Source organism: Providencia sp. PROV269 (genome assembly GCF_028477785.1).
In the GTDB taxonomy this organism is placed as follows: domain Bacteria; phylum Pseudomonadota; class Gammaproteobacteria; order Enterobacterales; family Enterobacteriaceae; genus Providencia; species Providencia rettgeri.
The window spans coordinates 1-16,534 of sequence record NZ_JAMPLV010000005.1 but is presented as its reverse complement, the minus strand read 5'-3'; the positions used below and the strand labels follow the sequence as shown (position 1 = coordinate 16,534).

Here is a 16,534-nt window from a genome sequence, read left to right as displayed (position 1 = left end):
AATTATAGCGAATAGTCCTCAAGATAAATTTGATATAGAGGGGTGTTTTGGCCAAATTTAGCGATAAAGTGTGAGATAGATCTTCTTTTTATAAATTGTTTTTACATTACTGGATTTTCTAGGCTGTTAACACCGAATAAAAAGGAATTTCAAATGATTATCATTAAATTTACATAGACTTTTAGTGTATAAAACCAAGTGAATTACTCAGGTTTTATCAATAATAAGTGATTAATACTATTATTATAGCTGAAGAGTTTAATTTATATTGAATGCTAATTTGCGAGGAGTCTCACTATTTATTATTTAGAATAAATTTAATTTTGAACAGAAAATTTTAAAATAGATTGAGAAAGCGAATCGTTTCGCTTTTTTAGTAACAGATATGTCACATAATATAAGAATTAATCATGTTTCTGGCTACTTTCATTACTCTTCCCACCTCTGTAGGATAAAGCTAAAAGTAAAGGCTTTGCCTAATCGTATAAAGCAAGAGATAATCAGGCTATCTCTACTTACTCATCATCATGCCGACAGTTGCAAGTATTTACGTTCAGATAAATATGCATTATCAGTGTAAATGCATTGTGTGTTGCCTGTGAGGTGGGTACACTGCACGACTAAGTTTATTTTGGAGTCATCTTAATGAGTGATATAGCGAATTGGCAGCCAACCGCCCCCATCGCTAACCTGTTACAGCGCGCAAAAATAATTGCGGAAATCAGACGTTTTTTTACTGATCGTTGTGTACTTGAAGTCGAAACCCCCGCAATGAGTCAGGCAACAGTCACTGACATTCATCTTGTTCCATTTGAAACGCGTTTTGTGGGCCCTGGTGCAGCGCAAGGTATTAATTTATATTTAATGACCAGCCCTGAATACCACATGAAACGTTTATTAGCGGCCGGTAGTGGTCCTATCTATCAGTTAGGTCGTAGCTTTAGAAATGAAGAAGCAGGGCGACATCATAACCCTGAATTTACCATGTTAGAGTGGTACCGCCCGCATTTTGATATGTATCGCTTGATCAATGAAGTGGATGACCTACTGCAACAAGTTTTAGAATGTGAGAGTGCAGAGCTACTTTCATACCAACAAGCGTTTTTACGCTATTTGGATATTGACCCGTTATCTGCTGAAAAAAGTGAATTACGTGAGGTTGCAGCCCGTTTAGATTTGAGCAATATCGCGGATCAGGAAGAAGATAAAGATACCTTACTTCAACTGCTATTTACCATGGGCGTTGAGCCTCATATTGGTAAAGAAAAGCCTGCAGTCGTGTATCATTTCCCTGCAACCCAAGCGTCTCTTGCCGTAATTAGCACGGAAGATCATCGTGTTGCTGAGCGTTTTGAGGTGTATTATAAGGGAATGGAACTAGCAAATGGTTTCCATGAACTCACTGATGCAAGCGAACAACGCCAGCGATTTGAACAAGACAACCGTAAGCGAGCGGCAATGGGGCTACCTACTGCACCTATTGATGAGCACTTGCTCGCGGCTTTAGAGCATGGTTTACCTGATTGTTCTGGTGTCGCTGTTGGGGTTGATAGGCTGATTATGATTGCTTTAAATGCAGATAAAATCAGTGATGTGATCGCATTTCCTGTCACTATCGCTTAAATTTAAATTAAGATGGTCAACTTGAAGAGAATGCAGCCAAATGGCTGCATTCTTGTTTTGTCCCAGAAAACTATTTTTGTTTCTGTTGCTCTAAGAACTTAACCCCTAAATCAGGGAAGTCGGTGAAGGCACCATCGACATCAGCTTGGTTATAAATGATGTCATAAAGCTGTTGCCCATCTTTGGCGTATTTTGGCAGCTTATCAACCCGGATAGTGAACGGATGCACTGCCATTTTGTTATCATGAGCTTCTTTAACCATGCCATTCACTTTGATATTAGTTGGCGTGGATTCTTCACTAATTAGCATATGATAATCAGGGCCAATGCCATCTGCATAGGTTGCAATTTCTTTCATTGCACCCGGTTTCATCATCCAATCATAATTATAATTAACCCAAGTTCCGTCAGGTTTTTGCTCTTGAGTTTCGTTCCAATCGGTGTAAGCAATCAATTGAATTAATTTAAGATCTATCCCCATTTCTGGCATCAAGGTATTTTTGATACGTTTTAGGTCATTAGGGTCAAATGACTGTAGATAAACGTTGGAATCCTTGGTGGTATAGCCATACTCTTTAAGGACTTCGAGTGTTTTTTTGGTGATATCTTTGCCTTCTTGTAAGTGGAACCAAGGGGCTTTAATTTCTGGGTAGATACCAATATTTTTACCCGTTGATTTGTTTAGTCCTTGAACAAATTCAATCTCTTCTTGGAAGGTATGAACGCGGAAGTCTGATTTGCCCATTGGGAAGCGGTTCGGATAGCTTTGCACTTTTTTACCATCAACAATATCAAATCCTTCTGTAAAATTGAGTGATTTGATTTCATCAAGGGTAAAGTCAATCGCATAGTAACGGCCATCTTTACGGGCGCGATCAGGGAAACGTTCAGCAACATCTGTCACGCGATCGAGATAATGGTCATGTAAGACCACGAGCTCGTTATCTTTCGTCATAACTAAATCTTGCTCAAGAAAATCAGCACCTTGTGCGTAAGCCATTGCTTTTGCAGGTAGGGTATGTTCCGGTAAGTAACCACTTGCACCACGATGTGCAATGACAACTTTACTTGAAGCTTGAGCTACAGCAGACACTGACATCACTAAAACCATACTAGCCACCAATGTTTTTAATGGAAAGCTCATGATTATATCTCCTTGGCACTTTATTTGGGTAAAAAAATGGGCTACATCATTTTTTGATATAGCCCACGAGTCTAGCGATTAACAATGAACATTTGATGAATGTTTATTGTGAGTTTGCTAATTCACGTTTATGTTTGCTTTCGCTCAACATCACGATAAACAGTAGAACAACCGCTAATGCTGAACCACCGATCATGACAGCGAAGCCACCGTCCCAACCGAAGTAGTCTACGGTATAACCAACGATAGCACTTGCTGCTACAGAACCACCGAGGTAGCCGAACAAGCCTGTGAATCCTGCGGCTGTACCTGCTGCTTTTTTCGGTGCAAGTTCAAGGGCGTGCAAACCAATCAACATAACAGGACCATAGATTAGGAAACCGATGATCAACATACATGCCATATCAACATTTGGGTTACCAGCTGGGTTCATCCAGAACACGATAGTTGCAATGGTTACCAGAACCATGAAGAACACACCAGTGGCTCCACGGTTACCACGGAAGACTTTATCCGACATCCAACCACACAGTAACGTACCTGGGATACCTGCGTATTCATATAAGAAGTAAGCCCATGAAGATTTGTCCATTGCGAAGTGTTTAACTTCACGCAGGTAAGTTGGAGACCAGTCCAAAACACCATAACGCAGTAAGTAAACGAACACGTTAGCAATCGCAATCATCCATAACAGTTTGTTTGGGAAAACATACTTCATGAAGATTTCTTTTGCAGTTAACTCTTGCTCATCTGATGCTTTATAGTCAGTTGGATAGTCGTTTTTGTACTCTTCAATTGGAGGAAGACCACAAGACTGCGGGGTGTCGCGCATTAACGCAAATGCAATGATTGCAACAAGGATAGCAGCCAATGCAGGCATATACAGCGCAGCTTTCCAGTCGTTAAACCATGCCATACCTAACATGAACAGTAATGGAGGGATACCACCACCGACGTTGTGCGCACAGTTCCAAACCGAAACGATACCGCCACGTTCTTTTTGTGACCACCAGTGAACCATGGTACGTCCACAAGGAGGCCAACCCATACCTTGGAACCAACCACAAAGGAACAGTAATACGAACATTACCATGATGCTCGATGTTGCCCATGGCACGAAGCCCATGACTAACATCACCGCGGAGGCGAGAATCAAACCTGCTGGTAAGAAATAACGCGGGTTTGCACGGTCGGAAAACGACCCCATAATAAATTTAGAAAATCCGTAAGCAATTGAGATCCCTGATAATGCAAAACCAAGGTCACCTTTAGAGAAACCTTGTTCAACAAGATATGGCATCGCTAACGCAAAGTTCTTTCGGACTAGATAATACGCTGCGTAACCAAAGAAAATACCCATGAAGATCTGCCAGCGAAGCTTACGATAGACAGGATCTACCTTATCAGCTGGCAGCCTCTGTATATGAGGTGCTGGTTTAAAAATGCTTAACATATACGTACGCCTCCGATGGCATGCTAATTTTTATTTACACTTCCATTCTCTACTTCAGAGAAATATTGAGTGTTTATTATTGGTGAAGTAACAAAAACGAAAATAATCGAGTAATTTAAGAGTCTTTATTTTCTTAATTGCTCTAAATTGTAGTCGTTAAAAAACAATTTATCTGTAATCTAACGCACAATTATTGATTTTGTTTATGAGGTTGCATAGTAAATGACATTTGTGAATGGAATGGAACTAGAAATGTTAATTATTTTGTGATTTTCATCACGATTTTGCTCTTTAAAACACGTAAAATGGATCTATTGCTTTCGTTTTTGTTCCTTATCAAACATTGATCGCGTTTCTGGACTATATTTAATAATAGATTATAAAAATAGAACCTATACTTATCTATTATAGAAACGTTTATTAATGTGAGGAATGCGACATGAATGGCTCATCTGTGACTGAAACGGATGTCATCATTATTGGTGGTGGCGCAACAGGTGCAGGGGTCGCTCGTGACTGCGCTCGCCGAGGTCTAAGAACCGTTTTGCTCGAAAGGCATGATATTGCGACTGGTGCGACCGGGCGTAACCATGGATTACTTCATAGTGGCGCGCGCTATGCAGTCACTGATGGTGAGTCTGCCAGAGAATGTATAGAAGAGAACAAGATTTTAAAGCGTATCGCGCATCACTGTATTGAGCGAACAGATGGCTTGTTTATTACCCTCCCTGAAGACAGCTTAGAGTATCAGCAACAATTCATTACGGCTTGCCAAACTGCAGGCATTGATGCGACGGCGATTGACCCTAAAGAGGCGATTCGTCTTGAACCTTCCGTTAACCCACATCTAATCGGTGCGGTTCGTGTTCCTGATGGCACGGTTGACCCATTTCGTTTGACTGCAGCAAATATGTTAGATGCCAGAGAGCATGGCGCGAAAGTGTTAACTTATCACGAAGTCATTGGTTTGATTCGTGATGGTGATACTGTACGTGGCGTGACGGTTTATGATCACCATGCCAAAAAACAGTATGATATTTATGCAGAAATTGTCGTTAATGCAGGCGGGATTTGGGGACAAAAAATCGCAGAGTATGGCGAATTAAAAATTAAAATGTTCCCTGCAAAAGGGGCATTATTAATTTTAGGCCACCGCTTGAATAACATGGTGATAAACCGCTGCCGTAAACCTGCAGATGCCGATATTTTGGTTCCCGGCGATACGATTTCCCTGATTGGCACCACATCGACTCATATTGAATATGATCAAATTGATAATATGTATGTCACCCCTGAAGAGGTGGATATTCTTATTCGCGAAGGTTCAATGCTGTCTCCTGCACTTGCGACAACGCGCATTTTACGTGCGTATGCAGGCGTTCGACCATTAGTTGCCAGTGATGATGACCCATCAGGGCGTAATGTGAGCCGTGGTATTGTGTTGTTAGACCACGCTAAACGTGATGGCTTAGAAGGTTTCATCACCATTACGGGTGGCAAGTTGATGACTTATCGCCTGATGGCGGAATGGGCTACAGATAAAGTTTGCGAAAAACTGGGTCATAGCGCCAAATGTACAACCGCAGAAGCGCCGTTACCGGGCTCGCAGCACAGCGCAGAAGAAGCCTTACGTAACGTTGTTTCTATTCCTGCTCCTATTCGTGGCTCAGCGGTTTACCGTCATGGCGATAGAGCTTCTGCCATTCTCAGTACGGATAGGCTCGATAAAAGTTTAGTTTGTGAGTGTGAAGCCGTTACTGCTGGTGAAGTACGTTATGCTGTTAATTCATTGACGGTCAATAACTTGCTTGATTTAAGGCGTCGTACCCGAGTGGGGATGGGAACTTGCCAAGGTGAATTATGTGCTTGCCGGGCTGCAGGCTTACTTAATCGTTTTAATGTCACAACACCTCATGAAACAGAGCAACAACTGGGCCACTTCCTGAATGAGCGATGGAAAGGTGTACGTCCAATTGCTTGGGGGGATGCACTGCGTGAAAGTGAATTTACCAGTTGGGTATATCATGGATTATGTGGCATGAACGAAGCGACACTAGGTAAGGGTGCACAGAAGGAGGCTGATAATGAAATATGATGCTGTGGTAATGGGCGGCGGCCTAGCCGGGTTACTTTGTGGTATTCGTTTAACACAATCAGGCCTGTCTTGTGCAATTGTTAGCGCCGGGCAAAATGCGCTGCATTTTTCTTCAGGTTCATTAGATTTACTTACACACTTACCGGATGGGCAAGTTGTTGAAAAGCCATTAGAAATGTTAAATGCTTTACAAGCGCAGGCTCCGACTCACCCTTATAGTATTATTGGTCAGGATCAGGTTAGCGAATTGGCGAATCTGGCTCAATCCTTATTACAACAAAGTGGCGTTCGTTTAAAAGGCAGCAGTAAAGAAAATCATTATCGCATTACACCTTTAGGCCATAAACGCATGACGTGGCTTAGCCCTGAGTCTGTCCCAACGGTGGGTTTACACCAAAAAATGGCAATGGGGAAAATTGCAGTTGTTGGTATCGAAGGGTTTTTAGATTTCCAACCACAAATGGTGGCGGATGAACTACAGCGTGATGGGATAGAAGCCAGTTCTCATTATGTTCATTTACCTTTACTTGACCGTTTGAGAGAAAATCCGAGTGAATTTAGGGCAATTAATGTCGCTCGTTGGTTGGATAGGCCGGAGAATATGGCGCAAATGGTTGAAGAAATTCTCCCGTTAGTGGCTGATGCCGACACCATATTCATGCCTGCTTGTGTAGGACTTGATAGTGATGAGCCATTAATTGAGTTACAAAAACGGTTAGGTAAACCCTTATTCTTACTGCCGACTTTACCGCCATCATTATTAGGTATTCGTTTACATGAGTTGCTATTGCGTCAATTTCGTCGCCAAGGCGGTATTGTGATGCCTGGTGATAAAGTCACTTCAGTGAATTGTATCGATGGGGTAATTGATTCGGTACAAACTCGCAATCATGGTGATATCTCTTTAAAAGCTAAGCATTTCGTTCTAGCGACAGGGAGTTTTTTCAATAATGGATTGGTAGCCGAATTTGACCGTGTCTATGAGCCTTTGATGCAATTGGATCTGTGTGAAATTTCAGAACGTGCAAAATGGACCAATAAAGAGTTTTTCGCTTCCCAGCCTTATATGGCTTTTGGCGTGAAAACCGATGAAAAACTACGCGCACAAAAAGAGGGAAAAGCCATTTCTAATCTTTATGTAGCAGGTGCCGTATTAGGCGGTTTTGATCCTCTTACTCAAGGTTGTGGTGCGGGCGTATCAATGATTAGCGCATTATATGTAGCGAATCAAATAATCAATGAAATGAGTAAAAATAAAGCGATGCAGGCGGAGGTGGCGCAATGAGTATTCAAGATGCAAGCTTTGAAAGCTGTATTAAATGCACTGTGTGTACTACTTATTGCCCTGTTGCAAAGGTTAACCCTCTGTACCCTGGTCCTAAACAAGCGGGGCCTGACGGTGAGCGTTTACGTTTAAAAGACCCAATGTTATATGACGAGGCACTTAAATATTGTACTAACTGTAAGCGTTGTGAAGTGGCTTGCCCATCTGATGTAAAAATCGGTGATATTATCGCACGCGCACGTAATACTTATAGCCAGCAAAAACCTAAAATTCGTGATGCAATATTAAGCCACACGGATTTAATGGGCTCGTTATCGACACCATTTGCACCCGTGGTGAATACCATTACAGGGTTAAAACCGGTTCGTCAAATTCTTGATAAAGCATTGAAAATCGACCATCGCCGTGAATTACCTAAATATTCGTTTGGGACTTTCCGTCGTTGGTATGCAAAACAAGCTGCTGAACAAGCCAAATATGAAGAACAAGTTGCATTCTTCCATGGTTGCTATGTGAACTATAACCATCCTCAACTTGGGAAAGACCTGATCAAAGTCTTCAATGGGATGAATATTGGCGTTCAATTACTTAAACGCGAAAAATGTTGCGGTGTTGCGTTAATTGCCAATGGGTTCATGAAACAAGCGAAACGCCAAGCGAATGTTAATCTTGAATCATTACAAGAAACGATTCTTGAGAAACATGTACCTGTGGTGGCGACATCATCAACCTGTACCTTTACTATCCGTGATGAATATACCCATGTTTTAGACGTCGACACTTCAGCGATGCGTGACAACATTGAGCTGGCAACACGTTATATCTATCGCCTACTTGAAGAAGGGCGTGAATTGAAGCTCAAACACACACCGTTAAAAGTGGCCTATCACACACCATGCCACATGGAAAAAATGGGTTGGACTTCCTACACGTTAGAGTTAATTAAACGTGTACCAGGTGTTGAGCTGATTGTGCTGGATTCACAATGTTGTGGTATTGCTGGAACATATGGTTTCAAAAAAGAAAACTATGAAGTTTCTCAAGGGATTGGCGCAGGATTATTCCGCCAAATCGAAGAAAGTGGCGCTGATATGGTGATTACTGACTGTGAAACCTGTAAGTGGCAAATTGAGATGTCGACAAGTAAGAAGTGTGAGCACCCGATTTCACTCCTAGCAAGAGCGTTATAGCATGTAATTAATTGAATTGTAGGGTTGTTATTCTTTGTTTTAGCTCAGTTAAACTTATTTGGAGATAGCATTTAGCTATCTCCTTTTTTGTTTAGTGCTGATTGACTAACTGTTTTTTATCTGAGTTTGCAAAGAAATATTTCAAGATAAAATTCAAAAGCACACCATAAGCAGGTAAGAAAAATAGCATGCAAATAAGTAACTTGAAAACATAGTCAACTAACGCGATTTCGACCCAGTTTGCGGCCATAAAGGGGTCGCTACTGCGGAAAAATGCAATAAAGAAGAATGCGATAGTATCAATTAAGTTACCAAAGAACATAGCGCAGGCAGGTGCCACATACCAACGTGCATTTTGGCGCAACTTATTGAATACGCTGACATCTAATATTTGCCCAAGTACGTAAGCCATAAAGCTTGCCGCGGCGATACGAGCAACGAATAGGTTGAACTCAGATAAAGCGGTAAAACCTTGCCATTCACCTTGGAAAAACAACGCTGAAATAACGTAGGAAATCAGTAATGCAGGCAACATGACCGCAGTTATAATTCGGCGAGCCAGCGGTGCACCATAGATACGTACGGTTAAGTCAGTAGCAAGGAAAATAAATGGAAAAGTAAAAGCACCCCAAGTGGTATGGAAGCCAAAAATATTAATTGGCAACTGCACGAGGTAGTTACTAGAGGTAATGATTAAAATATGAAATAACGAAAGCCAAATTAACGCAGTGGCTTTTTGCTGCGCAGTAAAATTAAACATATTGTACCTTTTTAGTCACAATGGGGTGAGGGAACCCATGAAATACATCCCAACATTTGGGAACAGCGCATCATACGCTCGTTGCGCAACAAAAGCAAAACTGTTCATTTATCAATGAGCGTTTTATTATATAATCAGTCTATTGATTCCTTTTAGAAGTGTTTTTTAATGTCTGATTTATTTGCTAATCCAACGAAAACCCTTGATACGCTAGGGTTACGATGCCCAGAGCCTGTGATGTTAGTGCGCAAAACAGTTCGTAATATGGCTGATGGGGAAACGTTGTTAATTATTGCTGATGACCCAGCAACCACACGCGATATCCCAGGTTTCTGCCGCTTTATGGAGCATGATTTATTAGCGGTAGAGGCTGAGAATGCTCCGTATCGTTATTTGTTACGTAAAAAATCGAGTTAACCGCCATTAGCTAATTGCATTGTATCAATCCCTGCCAAAAGGCAGGGGGATTATTGTAGATTTAATACTTCCTGATGAGTTAACCCAGTGAGCTGACAGATAAGCTCAATACTTGTACCGAGTTGTAAACCTTTCAGAGCAACTTCATGTTGTTTTTTGTTTGCTCCAATATCTATGCCTTTATTTACACCAATATCAATGCCTTCTTGTATTCCTTGATTTTTTAATCGTTGCGCAATGTTCATAATCGCCTCTTGGTTATTTTCAATTTGATCAATAAGTTGGTTAACCACTATTTCAAAGTGAGGTGAATCCATAGTAATAAATAAGTAATTGAAAATAGTGATGATGTCATCGCTATGATGATAATTTTGATTCATCGCTTCAGCTAGCAACTGCGTGACTTTTTCTATGTTATCTCTTAAGTCCCTATGCTTCATCGCGAGTTCCATAACCGCAACTTTGCGATGGTTTACGAGTTCATTATCATCAATGACAGTAATATCGACGAGCGGAAATGGTTGACTATATAAGTTTGATGCAATTTCTGGCCACGGAAAACAGTGTGTCCACGGCTTAGCATATGGATAAGGCGTTACCTTTCCATGATAAAATAAAACTGGCACAACCAGTGGCAAATCATGATGGCCTTGTTGTAAATGTTGATTCATGGCAAGGAACGAATAATGCATCATCCGCCAACCCATTAGCTTATCGGGTGTTGATTGGTGTTCAACTAACATATAAATATAGCCTTCACCTTGCTGTGTCTCGACAGTGTAGAGCATATCCGAAAGACGAGTTCGTAGCTGGTTATCAATGAAAGAAGAATTTGTTATCGCTAATGTTTTGAAATCACATAATTGCTTAATATGGCTGGGTAAGTGAATATCAAAAAAGTCACGTGCATTATCAAGTTTAGACATAAACCCTTTAAATGCAGCGTCATGTGGCGTTGAACTGTGATTTTTTACCATACCCAATACCCGCTAATACCTTGCCAAAAGAGTGATTTTCAAAATGCATTTTAGCGGAATCTGGGGTTGATGGAGAAAAAGTTAGTCCTAATTCTTAAGTTAAAATTGTATTTAACGTATTGTAATAACAGTATTTATTGGAAAGGTTGTAAAAGAAAAAACGCCACTTATTGTGGCGTTTAAATCAGTTGATATAAATTACTTTTTCACTTGAGGTAATTTAACGCGTAATAGGCGCACTGCGTTTGCTGTTACGAGTGCTGTTGCACCGGAGTCAGCAAGAACGGCGACCCAAAGCCCGGTAATTCCCAACAAACTGGTGACGAGGAATACGGCTTTTAACCCTAAGGCAATCGCAATATTTTCACGAATGATTTTTCGTGTTGCGCGAGATAGCGCAATAATCTCTGCAAGCCCAGTTAAACGGTTATGAGTTAACGCGGCATCGGCAGTCTCTAATGCCACATCCGTACCACTGCCCATGGCAACACCGATACTAGACGCTTTCATTGCTGGAGCATCATTAATGCCATCACCGACCATCATCGTGCTGTGGTTTCGGTTAAGCTCCATAACCGCAGTGACTTTATCTTCCGGTAATAACCCTGCGCGGTATTCCATGCCTAATTGGCCTGCAATAGCACTTGCTGCTCGAGGGTTATCACCTGTCAGCATCACGGCATTCACGTTGAGCGCTTTTAGCATGCTCATCGTATCCGCAGCATCTTTGCGCAATGTATCTTGCAGTGCGGTTAAACCAATCACGCGGTTATTTTCGAGTGTGACAACAACGGTTTTCCCTTCTGCTTCTAAGGTTTCTACTTTACTTTGCCACTCACTGTTTAATGGCGTATCAAGGCGGTTTGGTGCGCTAACAAGGATATGTTTGTTATTAAGGTATCCTTCAATTCCTTTTCCTGCCAGTGCCTTACGCTCTTGCGCTTCAGTGACAGTCAAAGAAAGTTCTTCCGCTTTATTAACTACTGCTTTAGCAAGTGGGTGGTGAGAGCCAACTTCAACAGATGCGGTGATTTGTACTAATTCACTTTCTGACAAGCCTTCAACAGGGACTAAGTTAGTGACATGGGGTTTACCTTCTGTCAGTGTGCCCGTTTTGTCTAAAGCAATGGTCGTGATAGTTCCCAGTTGCTCCAATGCGGCTCCCCCTTTAATTAAAGCACCGCGCCGTGTAGCAGTTGCTAATGCGGAGGTAATTGCTGCAGGGGTTGAAATCACTAATGCACAAGGGCAACCAATCAATAACAGTGTTAACCCGCGATAAATCCATGTTTCCCATGGTGCGCTGAAGAAAATAGGTGGAATAACAATCACTAATGCGGAAATCAGCATGATGATTGGTGTGTATACACGGCTAAAGCGATCAATAAAACGTTCTATTGGTGCGCGACGTTCTTCTGCTTCTTCAATCAGCTGTAAAATGCGGTCAATCGCATTTTGACCCTGTTCTGATACCACCTGCATTTGAACGGCTCTATCAACAGATAAGCAACCTGCAGCCACTTTATCTCCAACATTACGTTCGACAGGTACAGATTCACCCGTTAACGCACTTTCATCAAAGCTGGCAAAACCAGATACTAACACGGCATCGGTAGGTAAACGCCCACCTGGTGCGATTTCGATAATGTCCCCGGGACGTAACTGCGCAACAGGAATAGTTGTTTTTTGCCCATTTTTGATTAAAACGGCATCTTCTGGAACCAGTGCCATTAAGGCGCTAACACCTCGTCTGGCCCTTCCGGCAGAATAAGATTCCAACATTTCGCCTAACATAAACAGTAAGATAACCATTGCGGCTTCTTCTGTTGCTTGAATAAAGATTGCGCCTATTGCGGCAACCGTCATCAATGTTTCGATGGCAAAAGGTGAACCCGTTCGCATTAAGCGTAATGATTTACGGGCAATTGGGTATAACCCAAACAGGGTGGTTAAAATAAAGGCAATATTACCCAACTGTGGATTGATAAATTCAATCCCCCAACTAATAGCCATTAAAATCGCTAAAATAATGACGGGCTTAGCTTCACTAATTAAGCTTGGTGGAGCTGCTGCCGCACTATTGCTACCGACTTCAAGTAATTCATAACCCGCAGTTTCAACGGTAGAGCGAACTGCCACACTAATATCTGTGTTGGCATCAACCACAAGTTTTTCTGTGGCAAATAATACTTTGGCTTGTTTTACTTCACTGATTTGCTTAACTGCAGTTTCAATTTTATTTGCGCAACTTGGGCAATCCATACCACGGATTATCCAGCTAAAGCGCTGGCTAGCCGCTTGGGTAGGCTCAACTTCATTCGCGACATCCGGAGTTAAACCACAGCTATTACCATGCTGGTGGTTATGTCCCTTATGATGATTGTCATTTACTGCATGCTCATGTGCAGAATGGTCCCCGATATGATGATGAGCTTCTTCATCGTCATCAGGGTTTTTCTTCACTGCACTGTGCTCGGAAGTATGTGAGTCGTTACTCACTTTTTTGTCATTTTCAGCGATAGCAGATGAGCAAGTACTGTTACTAGAGCAACAAGAACTGCTATGTACATGATTTTCTTTATGAGAGTGTGAGTGCATAAGCGCCCCCTTATCAAACAATGATTCGTTTTATCATTCATTGTTGATAAGTCTACACTCTGGAGTCTACTCCAGAGTCAAACCAAAAAGGGGGAGCCAATTGATAAAATTCTCAAATAGCACTTTTAGTCAATTGGCTTAGTCTTTGCGGGTAGTAATTACAAGTAAATTGCCCGCACAATAAAGAACTGCCCAAGGAAATAGAGCGCTGCAACAACAGCTTTTGAAGCTTTAAATGGAAGACGGAATCGAGCAATTAGCCAAACACAGTTAGAAAGAAATAGCAGAGATGCACCAACCATGATTGAAAAATTATATTCACGGCCGAGACCAAAATATTGGTCACCAGCAACCCATGCCATAATCATACACATTATTAGTGATGCAAAAACAATGGCTTGAAGATTTTCAAGTTTGCCCCAAATAAACACTAAAGTAATGGCAGCGACAATCAGAGGGGCGGCTAGCCAAGGTAGATAGAGCCCGAAATTTAGCTGCATTCCAAAGCTGATGGTGTAAATCAAATAACTTAAGAACATCAATGCGACAGAAGCTAGTAAGTGCTCACTTGAAAGCATACGAGAAAGATCTGCAACAAGAGAAACTAGCAATCCAGCAAGAATGAGGTAGTTTTGCAGGTTAAGATCATCGGAACTCCACCCCCAAAGTAATAAAAGCAGCAGTGTGATCGGGCGAAATAACCAACGTTGCCACCCAGGTCCTCGGTAGGCGGCATCGACATATAACCAACCAGAAAAGAGTACTGCGAGGAATGGCCAACTAATCATATACACATCCTTATATGTTCAATGAATGACACGGCAGTGGTCTGGCAACTTAGAAACGTGTCCTGTTTAGTTAAATAAGATAAACTATCATGACGGATTTTTTAAGTGAAAAGCATACATTATGAACAAGCCCATACTATTGATCATTGTTTTAGCGGTTATTGCGGTTCTTGCTACTAAGCGTTTTTTTGACCAACGCAAGCAAAATGAAATTAATGATAACTCTTTGCTGGTGAGCTATTTGGTCAAGGTGGATAACAAAAAGGATTACCCTTATCCTAATATGCGTTCTCGTGAACGAGATGTTGTTTCCCCTGAAACCTTCCGCTATGAAATTTATTTCAAAACGCGCTCAAGCGGCGAAATTATCAAAACGATTGTGACAGAAGAACAATACCAAAGCGTAGCGTTAGGCAGTGAAGGAAAACTCACGATGCAAGGAACTCGGTTTATTCGTTTCGAGCCTGCATCATAAAGTTTTTACTGGTCTGATTGCCTTTTCTTTGCTTCTTCTAAAGCGGCTTTGGTTTTTTTCTGCATGGCTAACATTTCGAATACGCCAAAAAAGAAAATGCGTAGTTGAACTAAACCAGAGATTTTTTCCCCTTTAGGAAGCGTTGCTTTTAGGAAAATAGTTTGCAGTGCATGCATAAATACCATGAACACCATTGCAATATCCATGAAATATTTCAATGGCTTAGGGAATGGATGGACGAGGTTAAAGACCATAAAACCCCAAACGCAAATCATGAGCAGGCGTCCAATATTGATAAACATGTTTTTGTCCCTAAAGTGAAGTTCGAATAAAAAGGCGATATGCGACTTGCCCAGCTATTTTTTCGCGATGAAGTTGCCAGTTAGCTGGAATGTCAGTAAGTGGTGACTCCGCTTCTGACTCAACGTATATCCAGCTTTCTTCAGCTAACCATTGATTTTTTTCTAACAATTGAATGGTTTCATTGAGCAGTCCTTTGCGAAATGGTGGGTCAATGAAAACGACATCAAAAGGTGTACCTGCTTGGCTTAAAAAATTTAGGCTGTTGTGATTCACTACGGTTGCGTTATCAGCTTGTAAGCGAGTTTTATTTTCAGTCAATAATTGGGCGTTGTGTTTATCGAGCTCAATAAAGGTGACTGTTTCTGCAAAACGAGAAAGTGCTTCAAAGCCCAGTGAGCCACTGCCTGCGAAGCAATCTAAGCAACGCGCATCTCGAATGATTGGCATCAACCAGTTAAATAACGTTTCTTTAATTCTGTCTGTAGTTGGGCGTAAGCCCTCACTATCACGAACTGGCAGCTTTCTTCCGCGCCATTTTCCACCGATAATACGAATTTGCCCTAAAGAGGGGGATTGTGGTTTTTTTGCCATAATGTTTATTGCTGCTTAACGGGTTTATGTACTTAAATTTGATTGTTACTATTGTATACCTGTCAGGCGATAAGTTGCAGTGTTGTTATCTCTGATTGGCCGTATTTCAATTATAGTGCTTCATTTTCACAGTTTTAACACGAAAATTCAGATTAAATTGGCAGGATTTTTCTTTCAGATATGTGTTGCTGAGCGATGAAATGGTAGACTGCATATAATTTTATTGCGATTTGATTATCGAGTGCCATATTTTTACCGCGAGGAGTGTAGTGGCAAATGGCTAAAGACAAGAAAAAAGGTTTTTTTTCATGGTTGGGGTTTGGGCGTAAAAATGAAGAAGAAACCCAGCAACAAGAGCAACAACAAACTCAACAAAATGATGTGGTTAATGACGTCGAAAACCAATCAACCCATGAAGCTGCGGTTGATGCCGCAACAGCCGAAGCGGAACGTCAACATCAAGCTGAGCAAGCTGCTATTAAAGCGGCAGAAGATGAAGCTCAGCGTCAGTATGAAGCACAACAAGCTGCGATTGATGCGGCAACCGAGCAAGCAGAACGTGAGCGGGAAGCTAAACTAGCAGAGCTTCAAGCTGCCGAAGAGCAAGCGGAACAAGCACGCCAAGAAGCCGAAGAGAAAAAACTGGCGGAAGAAAAAGCCGAGCGTGAACGCCAAGAAGCGGAAGCAATGCGTCTTGCTGAAGAAGAAATGGCACGTCAGCGTCAAGTTGAGTTAACTGCGATTCAAGCGGCAGAGGAAGCGGAAGAGCAGCGTCGCCAAGCAGAGTTAGCTGCAATTCAAGCTGCCGAAGAACAAGCCGAACGCGAACGTCAAA

14 protein-coding genes and 1 pseudogene are annotated in these 16,534 nt (G+C 41.7%); 7 read left to right on the top strand and 8 right to left on the bottom strand.

The window, feature by feature from the left end; genetic code table 11:
- Positions 1–645 precede the first annotated feature (645 nt).
- The gene (gene epmA, locus PR683_RS08045; RefSeq protein ID WP_004908119.1) at positions 646–1,623 is read left to right on the top strand and encodes an elongation factor P--(R)-beta-lysine ligase; all 978 of its coding nucleotides are present in this window, start codon (positions 646–648) and stop codon (positions 1,621–1,623) included.
- 70 nt (positions 1,624–1,693) lie between these two features.
- On the opposite strand, the gene glpQ is transcribed toward epmA, so the two are convergent.
- Together glpQ and glpT are read right to left on the bottom strand one after the other, a co-directional pair.
- Entirely contained in the window at positions 1,694–2,767 is a 1,074-nt protein-coding gene (gene glpQ / locus PR683_RS08040) for a glycerophosphodiester phosphodiesterase (protein WP_004908121.1), read from the bottom strand.
- Positions 2,768–2,870: 103 nt separating this feature from the next.
- Entirely contained in the window at positions 2,871–4,220 is a 1,350-nt protein-coding gene (gene glpT / locus PR683_RS08035; protein ID WP_109911651.1) for a glycerol-3-phosphate transporter, read from the bottom strand.
- A 439-nt stretch (positions 4,221–4,659) separates the two neighbouring features.
- Between glpT and glpA the strand changes: the two genes are divergently transcribed.
- Genes glpA through glpC form a run of 3 tightly spaced genes read left to right on the top strand, consistent with a single transcriptional unit; the run spans position 4,660 to position 8,790 of the window.
- On the top strand, positions 4,660–6,315 hold the full coding sequence (glpA, locus tag PR683_RS08030) for an anaerobic glycerol-3-phosphate dehydrogenase subunit A (protein WP_004908124.1): 1,656 nt from the start codon (positions 4,660–4,662) through the stop codon (positions 6,313–6,315).
- Positions 6,305–7,600, top strand: coding sequence for a glycerol-3-phosphate dehydrogenase subunit GlpB (gene glpB / locus PR683_RS08025; protein ID WP_109911653.1), 1,296 nt, complete (start codon positions 6,305–6,307; stop codon positions 7,598–7,600). The genes glpA and glpB overlap by 11 nt, the downstream gene beginning before the upstream one ends.
- A complete protein-coding gene (glpC, locus tag PR683_RS08020) occupies positions 7,597–8,790 on the top strand; it encodes an anaerobic glycerol-3-phosphate dehydrogenase subunit GlpC (protein WP_109911654.1) in 1,194 nt (397 codons plus the stop codon). The genes glpB and glpC overlap by 4 nt, the downstream gene beginning before the upstream one ends.
- Before the next feature lie 91 nt (positions 8,791–8,881).
- Here the strand turns inward: glpC and PR683_RS08015 are convergent, their stop codons facing one another.
- Positions 8,882–9,550, bottom strand: coding sequence for a 7-cyano-7-deazaguanine/7-aminomethyl-7-deazaguanine transporter (locus tag PR683_RS08015; RefSeq protein WP_004908130.1), 669 nt, complete (start codon positions 9,548–9,550; stop codon positions 8,882–8,884).
- A gap of 168 nt (positions 9,551–9,718) precedes the next feature.
- Between PR683_RS08015 and tusA the strand changes: the two genes are divergently transcribed.
- Positions 9,719–9,967 (top strand): sulfurtransferase TusA, encoded by a 249-nt coding sequence (gene tusA / locus PR683_RS08010; RefSeq protein ID WP_004908132.1) that lies wholly within the window; start codon positions 9,719–9,721, stop codon positions 9,965–9,967.
- Between the two features lie 50 nt (positions 9,968–10,017).
- Here the strand turns inward: tusA and PR683_RS08005 are convergent, their stop codons facing one another.
- The 3 genes from PR683_RS08005 to PR683_RS07995 all read right to left on the bottom strand — a co-directional run bounded on the left by PR683_RS08005 (position 10,018) and on the right by PR683_RS07995 (position 14,330).
- On the bottom strand, positions 10,018–10,944 hold the full coding sequence (locus PR683_RS08005; protein ID WP_210845092.1) for an Rpn family recombination-promoting nuclease/putative transposase: 927 nt from the start codon (positions 10,942–10,944) through the stop codon (positions 10,018–10,020).
- A 198-nt stretch (positions 10,945–11,142) separates the two neighbouring features.
- Positions 11,143–13,542: a zinc/cadmium/mercury/lead-transporting ATPase gene (locus tag PR683_RS08000; RefSeq protein WP_196718239.1), complete on the bottom strand. Its 2,400-nt coding sequence runs from the start codon at positions 13,540–13,542 to the stop codon at positions 11,143–11,145.
- A gap of 158 nt (positions 13,543–13,700) precedes the next feature.
- Positions 13,701–14,330, bottom strand: a complete 630-nt coding sequence (locus tag PR683_RS07995) for a lysoplasmalogenase (protein ID WP_004908138.1) — start codon at positions 14,328–14,330, stop codon at positions 13,701–13,703.
- Between the two features lie 121 nt (positions 14,331–14,451).
- Here PR683_RS07995 and PR683_RS07990 point away from each other — a divergent pair, with 121 nt between their 5' ends.
- Entirely contained in the window at positions 14,452–14,805 is a 354-nt protein-coding gene (locus PR683_RS07990) for a DUF2500 domain-containing protein (protein ID WP_109911656.1), read from the top strand.
- A gap of 5 nt (positions 14,806–14,810) precedes the next feature.
- Here PR683_RS07990 and PR683_RS07985 read toward each other — a convergent pair whose 3' ends face one another.
- Both PR683_RS07985 and rsmD read right to left on the bottom strand, forming a co-directional pair.
- Positions 14,811–15,107 (bottom strand): DUF1145 family protein, encoded by a 297-nt coding sequence (locus PR683_RS07985; RefSeq protein ID WP_004908141.1) that lies wholly within the window; start codon positions 15,105–15,107, stop codon positions 14,811–14,813.
- 10 nt (positions 15,108–15,117) lie between these two features.
- Positions 15,118–15,699, bottom strand: a complete 582-nt coding sequence (gene rsmD, locus PR683_RS07980) for a 16S rRNA (guanine(966)-N(2))-methyltransferase (protein WP_164529175.1) — start codon at positions 15,697–15,699, stop codon at positions 15,118–15,120.
- 276 nt (positions 15,700–15,975) lie between these two features.
- Between rsmD and PR683_RS07975 the strand changes: the two are divergent.
- Positions 15,976–16,534: pseudogene (locus PR683_RS07975) on the top strand (signal recognition particle-docking protein FtsY); the annotation flags it as partial.

What these genes read in the sequence shown, in the direction of transcription:
- glpT (WP_109911651.1), bottom strand. Translation starts at nt 4,220, where the DNA reads ATGTTAAGCATTTTTAAACCAGCACCTCATATACAGAGGCTGCCAGCT.
- PR683_RS07995 (WP_004908138.1), bottom strand. Translation starts at nt 14,330, where the DNA reads ATGATTAGTTGGCCATTCCTCGCAGTACTCTTTTCTGGTTGGTTATAT.
- epmA (WP_004908119.1), top strand. Translation starts at nt 646, where the DNA reads ATGAGTGATATAGCGAATTGGCAGCCAACCGCCCCCATCGCTAACCTG.
- rsmD (WP_164529175.1), bottom strand. Translation starts at nt 15,699, where the DNA reads ATGGCAAAAAAACCACAATCCCCCTCTTTAGGGCAAATTCGTATTATC.
- PR683_RS08000 (WP_196718239.1), bottom strand. Translation starts at nt 13,542, where the DNA reads ATGCACTCACACTCTCATAAAGAAAATCATGTACATAGCAGTTCTTGT.
- glpA (WP_004908124.1), top strand. Translation starts at nt 4,660, where the DNA reads ATGAATGGCTCATCTGTGACTGAAACGGATGTCATCATTATTGGTGGT.
- PR683_RS07990 (WP_109911656.1), top strand. Translation starts at nt 14,452, where the DNA reads ATGAACAAGCCCATACTATTGATCATTGTTTTAGCGGTTATTGCGGTT.
- glpB (WP_109911653.1), top strand. Translation starts at nt 6,305, where the DNA reads ATGAAATATGATGCTGTGGTAATGGGCGGCGGCCTAGCCGGGTTACTT.
- PR683_RS07985 (WP_004908141.1), bottom strand. Translation starts at nt 15,107, where the DNA reads ATGTTTATCAATATTGGACGCCTGCTCATGATTTGCGTTTGGGGTTTT.
- tusA (WP_004908132.1), top strand. Translation starts at nt 9,719, where the DNA reads ATGTCTGATTTATTTGCTAATCCAACGAAAACCCTTGATACGCTAGGG.
- glpC (WP_109911654.1), top strand. Translation starts at nt 7,597, where the DNA reads ATGAGTATTCAAGATGCAAGCTTTGAAAGCTGTATTAAATGCACTGTG.
- PR683_RS08015 (WP_004908130.1), bottom strand. Translation starts at nt 9,550, where the DNA reads ATGTTTAATTTTACTGCGCAGCAAAAAGCCACTGCGTTAATTTGGCTT.
- glpQ (WP_004908121.1), bottom strand. Translation starts at nt 2,767, where the DNA reads ATGAGCTTTCCATTAAAAACATTGGTGGCTAGTATGGTTTTAGTGATG.
- PR683_RS08005 (WP_210845092.1), bottom strand. Translation starts at nt 10,944, where the DNA reads ATGGTAAAAAATCACAGTTCAACGCCACATGACGCTGCATTTAAAGGG.